Source organism: Arcanobacterium ihumii, from assembly GCF_900604515.1.
Lineage (GTDB): Bacteria > Actinomycetota > Actinomycetes > Actinomycetales > Actinomycetaceae > Arcanobacterium_A > Arcanobacterium_A ihumii.
The window spans coordinates 224723-237940 of sequence record NZ_UWOS01000002.1; the positions used below are offsets into that span (position 1 = coordinate 224723).

The following is a 13218-nucleotide window of genomic DNA, read 5'->3' on the forward strand; positions in this document are numbered from 1 at the left end:
TGAGAGCTTATTGACTTCTCAGGCGTCAATCTGCTCGCGGGAAATGTCGTCGGCGCCTTCGATAATAAAGTCCTTCCGAGGGGCTACATCGCTACCCATAAGTAATTCAAAAGTTGCTTCGGCATCTCGCAACGCGACTTCATCTTCCATTGAGATTCGGCGCAACATCCGATGCGAGGGGTCCATAGTAGTTTCGGCGAGCTGGTCAGCATCCATTTCCCCCAGACCTTTATAGCGCTGAATTGGTTCTTTATAGCGTTTCCCTTCGCGATCAATCTTCTTTAACACGGCGTGAAGTTCTGCATCAGAATACGTATAAATAAACTCGTTTTTCTTGCTTCCAGGATTAATTACTTCAACTCGATGTAGCGGTGGTACCGCCGCGAAAACACGTCCAGCTTCAACCAAGGGGCGCATATATCTAAAGAAAAGAGTCAACAAAAGAGTACGAATATGCGCACCGTCAACATCAGCATCCGTCATAAAGATGACCTTCCCGTAACGGGCAGCCTCAAGGTCAAAAGTTCGTCCAGATCCAGCACCGACTACCTGGATAATTGAAGAAACCTCTTGGTTTCTTAAAATGTCCGCAGGCGATGCTTTTTGAACATTAAGGATCTTTCCACGTATCGGAAGAAGAGCTTGGAAATCTGAAGATCGCGCGAGTTTTGCAGTGCCGAGTGCCGAGTCACCCTCTACGATAAATAACTCGGTGCGAGCTACGTCTTCGGTTCTACAATCAGCAAGCTTTGCAGGCAAAGTAGAGGTTTCAAGGGCATTCTTTCGCCTAGAAATTTCTTTTTGCGTACGTGCAGCTACTCGAGCTCGCATTTCAGCAATAATCTTTTCCAAAAGGCGCTGATTTTCCGTTTTTTGATCACGCTTCGTAGAGTTAAGAATCTTAGTCATTTCTTTCTCCACAATTCGCGAAACAATCGCTCGAATCGGTGCAGTTCCAAGGATTTCCTTCGTTTGTCCCTCAAACTGTGGCTCTGGGAAGCTCACCGTAACTACAGCAGTCAAACCTGCTAAAGCATCGTCTTTCTCAATTTTGGCGTCTCTGGCAGTGACCTTGAGCTGGCGGGCCTTTGCTTCGATTTGGGACCGCACCGCCTTTAGAAGCCCCATCTCAAAACCTTGAATATGGGTACCGCCTTTAGGCGTGGCAATGATATTGACAAAAGATTCTTCGGTGGTTTCATAGCCGGTTCCCCACCGCATCGCGATGTCAACTTTACACTCGCGCTCTACATCTTGTGCACGTAGATGACCTGTTGATTTATCGAGCATCTGGACGCTTTCCTTGAAAGATCCAACACCCTGGATCCGAAAAACATCGGTGACTGGTGGATCCAAAGCAAGGAAATCAACGAAATCGACTACGCCACCGTCGAAGTGGAACTCCTCCACGCGAGGCTGCGTCTCACCGTCGTCGAGAACTCGTTCGTCGGTGACCGTAATGCGCAACCCGGGCACCAAAAACGCCTTTTCACGTACGCGTTCGATTAGCTCGTCAAATTTAAAGCTTGCAGAGCTTGGGAAGATCTCCGGATCAGCCCAGTAGCGCACCTTCGTTCCGGTAGTTTTCTTTGCAACTTTGCCAACTACTTGAAGTTCAGAGGAATCGACAAATGGTTCGAAAATAGAATGTGGGCTCAAAACGCCCTTTTTGTCTTTGAAGAGGCCAGGCTCACCACGTCGGAAAGACATTGCCCAGGTCTTACCGTCACGATTGACGTGTACGTCTAAACGTTCTGACAGAGCATTCACAACTGATGCGCCTACACCGTGCAAGCCTCCAGACGATGAGTATGATCCTCCACCAAACTTTCCACCGGCATGGAGCTTGGTATAAACGACTTCAACACCAGATGCCCCGGTACCTGGTACCTCGTCCACTGGAATGCCACGGCCGTCGTCGGAAACTTCAATTGAGCCGTCGTCGTAGATAGTAACGGCGATATTCTTTGCAAAACCTTCAAGAGCTTCATCAACGGCGTTATCGATGATTTCCCACGCGCAGTGCATCAAACCACGTGAATCGGTAGAGCCGATATACATACCTGGGCGCTTGCGAACAGCTTCTAAACCTTCGAGCACCGAAAGATGACGTGCGGTATATTCTTGTGATTTTGCAGTAATTGACACGGATAAAGTGTACCTAGATCAGCTAAAAATTTGGGTATCGCCACACGCCAAATCGCTCACAGATGAGGCATCATTAGCAGGAACAAAAGGTAAAGCGAAGTATTGTGCAGGCATCACTTCTTGATTTGATCAGTTTGATCAACGATATGGATCGCAACTTCATCGATCTTTGCGCGGTGCTGGCGGGCATGATGTGCACAGAACATCAGATTCCCATATGGCATCTCAACCGCCACATACGCCTGGGCACCACATGCATCACACCGATCTGCTGCCGTCAATTGCTTCTCTTCTACTACTGTATTCACACTTTGATAATTACATGCTTGATAGACAAACTCAAGAAAGCCCCGTTAAATTTCACACTGGACGAAACCACAACGTAATTACATACTTTAGTGTTCTTTCACTCTCGTGCGTACAATCAAGACGTGCTCCGAGATTCTTTAACCCGTCCCTTTGCCGTCATCGATCTCGAAACGACGGGGCTCATTCCATCGCGCGATCGTATTATCGAAATCGCGATCATTTTGACTGACGAGCATTTAAATATCGATTCGACTTGGTCAACGCTAATTAATCCCAATATGCCTGTGACGGGAACACAAATTCACGGAATTTCAGATGCTGATGTGACTCAAGCTCCGCAGTTTGCCGATGTTTCTACCCAGGTACATAATCTGTTAAAAGGGCGAGTTATTGTGGCGCACAATGCAGCATTCGATGTTTCCTTCCTAAACGCCGAATTTAAGAGGAACAATCTTCCGCACAGTATTCCACTTTCCGCGGTTGTATGTACGATGGACCAATCACATATCTATTCAGAGTCGAAGAGGCATTCCCTGGCTCATTTAGCGCAATTCCATTCAGTAGACTACGAACAGCGCCATCGCGCGATTTTTGATGCCAAGGCTTGTTTAGGACTATTAGAAGAATTTGCATATAGAGAGCAAAATAATGAACGAGTTTGTAACTGTGCATTGAATCGACGCGGAGAAAAAGTCCTGCCCGGACAATGGCTGAGAGCTCATGCCTGGGCAGGTAACTAAACTTTAACGCTGTTTAAGCAACAAATCCTTGGCTTAGTCGAGATAGTCCCTCAACACCTGGGAACGTGAGGGATGACGAAGCTTCGACATCGTCTTCGATTCAATCTGGCGGATACGTTCGCGAGTCACACCGTAAACCTTGCCTATTTCATCAAGAGTCTTAGGCTGACCATCAGTCAAACCAAATCGCATTGCGACCACACCGGCTTCGCGCTCAGATAGTGTATCGAGTACTTGGTGGAGCTGCTCTTGCAAGAGAGTAAAACCAACTGCATCAGCAGGAACAACTGCCTCGGAATCTTCAATCAAATCGCCGAATTCAGAATCCCCATCTTCCCCAAGCGGGGTGTGCAATGAGATTGGTTCACGACCATACTTTTGAACTTCGACGACTTTTTCTTCGGTCATGTCCAGCTCTTTAGCAAGCTCTTCAACCGTAGGTTCACGGCCGAGATCTTGGAGCATCTGACGCTGTACACGTGCAAGTTTGTTAATGACCTCAACCATGTGCACTGGAATACGAATCGTACGCGCTTGATCAGCCATAGCACGGGTAATCGCCTGACGGATCCACCATGTTGCGTAAGTTGAGAACTTATACCCTTTGGCGTAGTCGAATTTCTCTACAGCTCGCACCAAACCAAGGTTTCCTTCTTGAATCAAGTCCAAGAAGAGCATTCCACGCCCCGTGTATCTCTTCGCAAGGGACACGACCAGTCGCAGGTTTGCTTCTAACAAATGGTTCTTTGCATTTTGTCCGTCACGAGAAATTAACACGAGTTCACGACGCTTACGAGCATCCTCAATCTCGGTTGTATCCAAAATGTGACGAGCAAAAAGTCCAGCTTCAATTCGCTTCGCCAGTTCAACCTCTTGCTCAGCGTTCAAAAGAGCAACTTTACCGATCTGCTTCAGGTAATCCTTGACCGAGTCGGCTGTCGCTCCTGCAACATGGACACGCTGCTGCGGTTCGTCGGTGTCGTCCGAATCTTTCATGACGAAGGCGCCAGCAGACGTAACCTTGGTTTTCTTCTCAGCGTCATCGTCGGCCTCGTCAGAAGAAGCCGAGGTCTCGGAATCGACGTCCTCATCGTCAATATCCTCGTCTTCAATGTCTTCTTCATCTTCTTCGATATCGTCGACATCGATATCCGCATCATCGTCCAACGAATCAGGTTCTTCTGGGGTCGAAACGGTATCAAGATCAGATTCCTCCGAAGAATCCGTTTCTTCTGCGACCTTGGTTTCGGCTACTTCTTCATCAACTTCCGCGTCTTTGGCTTTACCACGCTTCTTGATAGCTTTCTTGACAGCGGGAGTTGCAGGAGTAACAACCTCAGCAGGTTCAAAATCGATAAGCTCTTTTTTAGTTAAAGCCTTAGCATCTTTTTCGGATAGATCGCCACGAGTTACTCGGTACTCCACCCACGCCGCTTTCAATGCTGTATTGAGCGGTGCAGTAATTTCTTCAGACTCCGCCTTCTTAGTTTTAGACGATACTGTTTTTTGAGAAGTGGAAGCAGCCACGTGTGACCTTTCGAACTTAGGATGATGCTGTGAGAGCCAGCTGCACTATTATAACGCGCAAAGTGGGCAGTTCCCTAACGGAACCGCATCAGTGATAACTCGCAAAGAAGCAGATTTATTCCCTTGACGTTTGCAACGGCTCGAAGAAATCGCCTGTATCCGGACGCAAAATAAAGACTGCACACGGAACTTCAAGTAAAATACGCTGGATCTGTGATCCCAGATGAACCTTTTCTTGTGAGATTTTCGACTGAAGGCCGACAATAACCACATCATTTGAGTTAGCTCGTGCAGCGCCAGTTAGCTTTTCGACCATATCGTCTCCGCGAAGGACTGTCTCTACACGGTATTGGATATCCGCAACATCAAGTTTTTCACTGATGGCATCAATCGTGTTATTCATCGAATCTTGGGTGTAGTCAGCATTTGAAAAATCAAGGAATACTTGGAGTGACCCTTCGTGTTCTTGAGCAAAGGTAATACCTGATGCCAATGCATCAGATTCGATGTTCGATGCAAGAACAGGAATCAAAAGAGTCATTATTTTCCAACCTCTCTTCGGAAATACCACGGTAGCGCCGAGAATTGACCTATCGTCACACTACCATTCGCTCGGCAAAATAATAGAAATATTCACCTACTGAGAAGTATTTATTTTAAGAATTTTAACATCTAAGCCATACTCAAAACCGATTGCTATGGTATTCACCTAGGTCTTTACATCACTTCTCTTCGCCAATGCAGTTTCGTTCATTTATCTATACCCATGGAGGAGGTAATTGAACCCTTATCGCATACTCAACTAGCTTTGCAAGCGAATAATCGGGATCTCGGGTGAGAGCTAGCGAAGCACATGAATATGCATCGGTACCTGCACCGATCCACCATTTTAGGTAAGCAATAACGGCGAGCGGCGCAACTTCTGTTTTTGGACTGACATTATGCAGTTCAATCATTGCCGAGATAACGGCTCCAAGTTTATCGTTATCTGGAGCAGCGCACGAAGCTTTATCCAAAAGTCGCGAAAGAGATTGACTGCGGATTTCTGAGAACAATAAATTCCCCGGCAAAAGTGCATATACGATGATTTTATCTCGGTTTTCGATTTTCCTCATGGCATGAATTAGCACCGCAGCAGTTCTATGTATATCTTGCGAGGAGCATTCGTCGCCAGAGTTGAAACGTCCAAAATATTGCGTTGCTATTTCAACCCAGCTCGGATCGTCGAATTCACCGGTTGACTTGAGGCGATCCAACTCTAGAGCAACCGCGTTCCTCGATACGTCAAAAGCTGGATTATCAAAGTCTTTAATCGTGCTCGGTATTGCCTTATCATGTTCTGAAACCGCCACTCCTTCAAAAACAAGTTCTGAATAGATCTCCGATGTTTCAAATTCCCTGTAATCATGAATCTCCAATACTGGTGCACGACGTTCGTCCTTAAACGCCGGATGGAAACCTCCCATTTCAACGAAATTTTTCGGACACTTGACACCTGTCTCTATATTTTGGGTATCACCGAGGAAACAAAGATCAGCTAGATCCACCCAATTATGAAAGTCCGTAGCAAATACACCTATATTTGCTCTATATCCACTACGTGTAAATACTTCCATTCTTGATTCAACAAACGAAACGATTTGAGAAATATTCACTATTGTTTCGGTATCTCGCACCATAGAACCAAGATCGCTTCCAAACCAACAAATGCTTGCGATTCGAATTTTGTTTTCAGAAATATACTCTGCAATGATCCGTGAATTTGAAAGACCTTCGTTCAATATGGATTTGCGTAGAACGAGCATAGGACCCATGGGAGTGTGAACTAAACCGTGCACACCATCAATTGACTTTCGTGTTCCCTGCTCGGTCTCAAGGTTTTCGTCCTCATGGTTTGAATCTAAACACGCGATCACTATGGACTCGAGTGGACGAAAACCTAGTGCATGAGGAATAAGAATCAGAGATTCAGCTAGCGAACGAAGATGAAGTGTAGTTTGCATGCCTATAAGACTGCCGAAAAGCAAACGCATATGTCCTTGTTAGTGCTTATCCGGTGGATAACCCCGTCGAAATATGAAATGTGGACACTTGCTATCATCCATTAGACTTAGATTATGCACATCAACCTCGACGACTACCGCGCCGCCGTTACCAACTCCATGCTGTCGGCATTGGGCACTCCCCTTTGGTCGGTTTCTGATCAGATTCAGTCGAGCTTCGAAGAGTTTTTAGAACCGCTCGATTCATTTATCCGATCCGGTAAACGTACCAGAGCTCTACTCATGACCGCGGGTTGGGAGTCGTGTCTCCCCGGAAATGCAATGCAACTACCTGTAAATGCAGGCGCGGCATTAGAACTTTATCAAGCGTCAGCGCTAGTACACGACGATATTGTAGACAACGCAGTTTCTAGACGAGGTGTTGACGCTGTCCACGTTGCTTTTTCTAAGATACATCAGAATAAGAACTTGATATCTGATCGATCCCAGTTCGGTGTAACATCTGCGTTACTTCTCGGCGATTATTTATTGTCACTGAGCGCACGAACATTCGAAGACGCCGAATCAGTTTCTGAAAGCGCGCATAACCGTGCACGTTCAGCATTTCATTCGATGACAGCCGAAGTTGCGTACGGGCAGTTTCTTGACAATCGAGCAGAGTATACGCCACTTACAGAAGACGCCGAATCGATCATCTCGCACGCACAGGCAGTGCTAGTACATAAATCAGCCCGTTACTCGGTTGAGCTTCCATTGATCATTGGAGCAACTCTTGCCGGAGCCGAGGCCTCCAAGCTCGACGTTCTTCATAAGATTGGTAGACCCCTTGGCGAGGCCTTCCAACTTAGAGATGATCTGCTCGGAGTGTTCGGAGACCCAGAGATTACCGGAAAACCTTCGGGCGGAGACTTAAGCGAAGGCAAACGGACAGTATTGTTGGGAATGACACTTAAACTATCAACGCAGACGCAACGTAGATTCCTCTGTTCACGTATCGGTCAAGATCTTAACGAAGCTGAAATCGACTCAATTCGTTCAATTATCCATGAAACGGGTGCACTCGATGAATACATATCGCTCATTGAAAACCGTGAGAACCAAGCACTTAATGAATTTGAAAATAGTGGAATCTCTGGCAATATGCTTCCTCTGATGTTTGAAAAGCTGGCAGCGCGAACACACTGAGAAAACAGTGAATAATATGTTCTGCTCACATACAAACTCGATACATTCTTAGCTCAGCACCTTATAGAAATAAGGTAATTGGTCGTCCACATTCACATGTGGACGACCAATTACCTTAAGCTCCCAATGGGTATTGGAATATCTTTAATCCATTAGAAAATGAGTGTCGATATAGCGCGCCGCACTGCATGAATGTTACCTGTGCGAAGACACTCTAATGGCGAGTCTCCAAGTTCCGGCTCTGGACGCAACAACCACTCCATGGCCTCATCATCACTAAATCCCGCGTCAGAAAGCGCGATCAATGTTCCGCGTAGCGGTTTCAGAATATGAGTCGAGCCTTCAGTTGACACAAATAAATCTGGATGGATCGACAATGCATTATTTTCACCACGTCGAACTGCGATCAATTTCTTTTCGTTCAACATTGATCGAATATCACGTTGCCGCAGTTCTAATAGGTCGGCAACTTCGGGAATAGATAACCAATTTGGTTCGAGCGTATTATTCATCGTTTTGATAATACCTCGCGATTTAATTAAAAACTTGAAGACACGCGGCAATTTCAACTATCATCACACCTGTAACATAAAACAACAAATTGCTCATTTGTAACATCTATACCAATTTTAACTCTTGAGTGATTTCATCGGAGGTTAACCGTGACGAACAAACCACTAAAGGCAACTGGAACACTGCTTGCAGCTGCAACAATCGTCGGACTCGTCTCTCCGGCGACCGTCGCAACTGCTCAAGCAACTCCGCTTGAGCACTCACCACGGTTTGAAGGAAATCTCGCTCTAGCCGGGCAACACACGGTTAAGCAAGCGAATGTCACCACTCAGACCGCTACGTACCAAGTTCAGCGCGGAGATTCAGTGTGGCGAATCGCAAAGAAGTTCAATACTTCAATGCAGGCAATTATTAATGCCAACGGCCTAAACGCTAAAGGCGCAATTTATCCAGGCCAACGTCTAATCATCACCACCAACACGCCAGTCTCTGCTACTACAACCACTGTGGCTTCAGCTTCACCAGCTCCTAGCATCACGAACACGGATGGAACCTACACGGTTAAACGAGGCGATACTTTGTCAGCAATTGCGAAACGTGTTGGAATGACTGTTAACTCATTGGCATCTTTGAACAAGATCGCTAATCCGTCCCGAATTTTCGTTGGACAACAGTTGCGCTTAAGTACGAATGCTCCAGCATCAACCTCTGCCCCAGTTACTCAACCAGCTACCACTTCAGGACCACAAAGCGCTCCACAGAAACAACTTGTTACCAATAACTTCCCTGGCTACACCTATTCGAATTCAACGGTTGCCGCGGCGAACACCAATAAGAACCTTCTGGTAAATTCGAATGTTCCAAGCAAGGCCCAAATCCAGCAGATGGTTATCCAAACTGCTCGTGAAATGGGAGTCGATCCTAAGCTCGCATTAGCACACGCATACGTTGAGTCCGGATTTGATGCCCGCGCAGTATCTCCTGCAAATGCAGTTGGAACCATGCAAGTCATCCCTAGCGCAGGTAAATGGGCATCCCAGATGGTTGGTCGCCAGCTCAACCTTCTCGATCCTAAGGATAATATCATTGCAGGCGTTGCCATCATCCGCTGGTTACAGTCCCACGCTTCATCCTTTGATCAGGGCGTTGCAGGTTACTACCAAGGTCTAGGCGGAGTACGGAAATCCGGCATGCGTCCAGATACCGTTCGCTACGTTGCAAAGATCAAGGGAGCAATGGGACGCTTCTGATCTAATCCTGTGTTCATTGCTAAAATTTAATATAGCAATGTAGACACACGAGCCGGTCGCAACTTTGCGACCGGCTTCGTTAGATAGGCTTTAACTTGTGAATGCTATTGACCCACTTCTCGGAACGCTCATAGACGGACGCTACACGATCCATGCGCGGATAGCTCGCGGTGGCATGGCAAGCGTATATCGTGCGACCGACTCACGGCTGGGTAGGGATGTTGCCATTAAATTCATCCACCCACACCTCGCTGAACAAAACGCACTCGTTGCTCGATTTATCAAAGAGGCAAGGTCAGCTGCAAGTTTATATTCCCCGCATATCGTTACTGTTTATGATCAAGGGGTTGCTCATCTCCCTGATGGCACTCGTGCTTATTTAGTTATGGAGCTCATTACCGGTCCAAATCTTCGAGCTCAGTTCAACGCACTTGGTTCCTTTACACTTGGTCAAGCATTCGATTTGGCGTGTCAAATTCTCACAGCGTTAAGCATCGCTCATAGCAAGGGAATTATCCATCGTGACGTCAAACCAGAAAACATTCTACTTACCGAAGCACTAGACCAAAGCCATCCATTAAATAAAACCGGTGTTGTGGCCAAGGTTGCCGATTTTGGTTTAGCGAAAGCGGCAACCGATTCAAGTAGCGCCCACACCACGTCAATGCTCGGCACAGTTGGCTATATTGCGCCAGAAATAGTCACGCATCAAAAGACTAGCCCAGCTTCTGATGTATATTCAGTGGGCATTATGCTTTACGAGTTCCTAGCTGGCCAACTTCCTTTCACGGGTACTTCCCCAGTATCGATCGCGTATTCTCACGTCAATGATCCAGTTCCACGCTTGAGTGATCTTGCACCATGGATTCCAGTTTCCGTCGATTCGTTGATTTCCCTTTTCACTGCCAAAGATCCGCTCAAACGACCACGCAGTGGAACTGAGGCATTAGACGCACTAACCGATGTTTTCGAGGGGCTCCCCGAAGAATTGCTTCTCCGACGTATTCCTGTGTTCCCCGTCAATCGCACTACCGAGGAGCCTCGAAACTTAGAGAAATCCGAAGCACTTGTTGCCACCCACTTTTTAACTCCAACGAATGATGCGCATGCGCCAGATATAGAGCCTATGGCAGAAACCGGCTTACTTCCTGACGAATTCAAACCCAAACTCAGTGACGGTAACGCATTCAACCAAAGTTCCGGAGCGGGTGTCACCTCTCCAAGTAGCGAAAACCGTGCACCTTCTTCTCAACCACGACGACGGTGGCCAATCGTCGTCGTCCTTCTTGCTGTTTTACTTGGAGCCGCAGGTTTTGGAGTGCATTGGTGGTTTGCTTCCGGTCCGGGATTACGTGTAACGGTCAACAATGTTGCTGGACAATCTACACAACAAGCCACAGATACACTTAAAAAAGCAGGATTCACGGTCAAGACGGACCACGCCTTTTCAGATGACGTTCCTCGAGGTAACGTCATTGAAACTGATCCGAAGGCAGGTTCGAAAATTCATCCCTCTAACCCCGTAACGATCATCGTTTCAGACGGTGTGGAGATTCTTACCGTTCCGAATGTAGTTGCCCAAGAGCAAGCACAGGCGGAGGACATCATCAAGAAATCGAGATTTACCGCAAAGGTAACGCAGGCTTGGTCAGATTCCGTTGCTAAAGGAAAAGTAATCTCCCAAGAACCGATCGCCGGCGCTTCTGCAACTCATGACTCTGAAGTAACTATTGTTATTTCTCAAGGTCGCGAGCCCGTGAAAGTACCTAAGGTAGTTGGACTAAACAGCGCCCAAGCCCAGGAAGCTCTCACTAAGGCCGGATTGAAGGTAGAAATCTCCGAAGAGTACTCTAGTTCGATCCCGCCGGGACAGGTCGTTTCACAATCACCGGATGAGGGTACCGGTCGATATAAGAATGACTCGGTAAAGATTTCAGTTTCCAAGGGACCTCAACCAGTCAAGGTGCCTGATGTTTTTGGGAAACAAGAAAAAGATGCAGTAAAGACTCTCAAGGACGCCGGATTTAACGTCGAAGTTGAGCGCATTCTCGGCGGAATCTTCGGTACTGTTCGCGCACAGAATCCGGGCGCTGATGAAATGGTTCAACCCGGTAGTACTATCAAAATTAAAGTGGTTTAGAAGGCTTGGTTAGGCATTGATAGCCCAACCCAAGCCTTCTAAACTCAGCTAGTTTCGCGCAGAATTTCAGAAACCAAAAATGCGGTTTCTAGGGATTGCTGATGGTTGAGCCGCGGGTCCACTAATGTTTCGTAACGAGTCGATAGGGTATCTTCAAAGATTTCTTCGGCTCCCCCAAGGACTTCAGTGACGTCGTCTCCAGTGAGCTCGATGTGGACACCGCCTGGACAACTTCCCATCTCAGAGTGAACAGTAAAGAATTCACTGATTTCTTTCACAACGTCGCTCATGCGCCTAGTTTTGTAGCCGTTCGATGCTGAAATCGTATTTCCATGCATTGGATCAGTAATCCAAGTGATCGGACGTCCGTCGCGCTGCACAGCTTCAATAATCGGTGGAAGCTGCTCGGTAATAGTTTGAGCTCCCATTCTGGTGATGAGGGTGAGGCGACCAGCCTTGCCTTCCGGGTTGATTTTGTCAATAAGAGCTTTAACTTCATCTGCTGAAACGTTTGGTCCGAGCTTCACACCGATTGGGTTGTGAATACGTGAAAGCATTTCCACGTGGGCATCATTAATTCCACGTGTTCTCTCACCGATCCACAAGAAATGTGCCCCTGTGTTGTAGAGATTCCCTGTACGAGAGTCCACGCGAGTCATCGCGTGTTCGTAGTTCAAGAGTAGAGCTTCGTGGGACGAGTAGAAATCCACTGTCCGCAATGACTCAGAGTTTGCTCCTGCTGCTTCCATGAACTTCATAGCCTTATCGATTTCACCAGCCAGCTGGTTGTATCGCTTATAGGCGGGATTAGAGGCGAAGCCAAGGTTCCATTCATGGACCTTTGAAAGGTCAGCAAAGCCACCAGCCGTGAACGCTCTAATAAGGTTCAAGGTAGTAGCTGAACGTTGATACATTTCGATAAGACGACGTGGATCTGGGGTGCGCGATTCAGGGGTGAATTCGAATCCATTAACCGCATCTCCCATGTAGGAAGGCAATGCGATTCCATCTCGAACTTCAGTTGCATTGGAACGTGGCTTAGCGTACTGCCCTGCCATTCGCCCTAGTTTGATTACAGGCACCGAAGCACCGTAGGTTAATACCACCGCCATCTGCAAAATCGTGCGGATCTTTGACCGGATTCGATCTGCCGTTGCGGTTTCAAAAGTTTCCGCACAGTCTCCCCCTTGGAGAACAAAGGCTTCCCCCTGTGAAGCGCGCGCCATGAGAGACGTTAGTTTATCTGCTTCACCGGCGAAAACAAGCGGGGGCATAGTCCGCAAATAGTCAACGACGGCTTCAAGTTCTTCGGGAGCCGGATAATTCGGTTGGTGCTTCGCATCAAGCGTGCTCCACGCTGCATACAAATCTCTAAGTTGGCTATTTGCTTCATTATTCACATT

At 47.2% G+C, this 13218-nt stretch carries 11 protein-coding genes; 4 read left to right on the plus strand and 7 right to left on the minus strand.

The annotated features are described in order from the left end of the window. Positions 1-18: 18 nt before the first annotated feature. Positions 19-2148 (minus strand): DNA gyrase/topoisomerase IV subunit B, encoded by a 2130-nt coding sequence (locus EIH22_RS06070; protein WP_200829197.1) that lies wholly within the window; start codon positions 2146-2148, stop codon positions 19-21. Between the two features lie 113 nt (positions 2149-2261). Continuing rightward, entirely contained in the window at positions 2262-2456 is a 195-nt protein-coding gene (locus tag EIH22_RS06075) for a DUF7455 domain-containing protein (protein WP_124054916.1), read from the minus strand. Between the two features lie 123 nt (positions 2457-2579). Here EIH22_RS06075 and EIH22_RS06080 point away from each other — a divergent pair, with 123 nt between their 5' ends. Further along, complete coding sequence (locus EIH22_RS06080) at positions 2580-3197, plus strand: 3'-5' exonuclease (RefSeq protein ID WP_160149033.1); 618 nt, start codon at positions 2580-2582, stop codon at positions 3195-3197. 33 nt (positions 3198-3230) lie between these two features. Here the strand turns inward: EIH22_RS06080 and EIH22_RS06085 are convergent, their stop codons facing one another. The 3 genes from EIH22_RS06085 to EIH22_RS06095 all read right to left on the minus strand — a co-directional run bounded on the left by EIH22_RS06085 (position 3231) and on the right by EIH22_RS06095 (position 6727). Beyond that, entirely contained in the window at positions 3231-4724 is a 1494-nt protein-coding gene (locus EIH22_RS06085) for an RNA polymerase sigma factor (protein ID WP_124054918.1), read from the minus strand. A 115-nt stretch (positions 4725-4839) separates the two neighbouring features. Then, positions 4840-5265, minus strand: coding sequence for a universal stress protein (locus tag EIH22_RS06090; protein ID WP_124054919.1), 426 nt, complete (start codon positions 5263-5265; stop codon positions 4840-4842). A 217-nt stretch (positions 5266-5482) separates the two neighbouring features. Continuing rightward, complete coding sequence (locus tag EIH22_RS06095; protein ID WP_160149034.1) at positions 5483-6727, minus strand: DUF4192 family protein; 1245 nt, start codon at positions 6725-6727, stop codon at positions 5483-5485. A 114-nt stretch (positions 6728-6841) separates the two neighbouring features. On the opposite strand from EIH22_RS06095, the gene EIH22_RS06100 reads away from it, so the two are divergent. After that, positions 6842-7912 (plus strand): polyprenyl synthetase family protein, encoded by a 1071-nt coding sequence (locus tag EIH22_RS06100; RefSeq protein ID WP_124054921.1) that lies wholly within the window; start codon positions 6842-6844, stop codon positions 7910-7912. Between the two features lie 152 nt (positions 7913-8064). Here EIH22_RS06100 and EIH22_RS06105 read toward each other — a convergent pair whose 3' ends face one another. Beyond that, positions 8065-8424, minus strand: coding sequence for an Rv2175c family DNA-binding protein (locus EIH22_RS06105; protein ID WP_124054922.1), 360 nt, complete (start codon positions 8422-8424; stop codon positions 8065-8067). 150 nt (positions 8425-8574) lie between these two features. On the opposite strand from EIH22_RS06105, the gene EIH22_RS06110 reads away from it, so the two are divergent. Further along, positions 8575-9675, plus strand: coding sequence for a LysM peptidoglycan-binding domain-containing protein (locus EIH22_RS06110; RefSeq protein ID WP_124054923.1), 1101 nt, complete (start codon positions 8575-8577; stop codon positions 9673-9675). A 97-nt stretch (positions 9676-9772) separates the two neighbouring features. Then, positions 9773-11815, plus strand: coding sequence for a Stk1 family PASTA domain-containing Ser/Thr kinase (gene pknB / locus EIH22_RS06115; protein ID WP_124054924.1), 2043 nt, complete (start codon positions 9773-9775; stop codon positions 11813-11815). A gap of 44 nt (positions 11816-11859) precedes the next feature. On the opposite strand, the gene EIH22_RS06120 is transcribed toward pknB, so the two are convergent. After that, positions 11860-13215: a class II 3-deoxy-7-phosphoheptulonate synthase gene (locus EIH22_RS06120; protein WP_124054925.1), complete on the minus strand. Its 1356-nt coding sequence runs from the start codon at positions 13213-13215 to the stop codon at positions 11860-11862. Positions 13216-13218 lie beyond the last annotated feature (3 nt).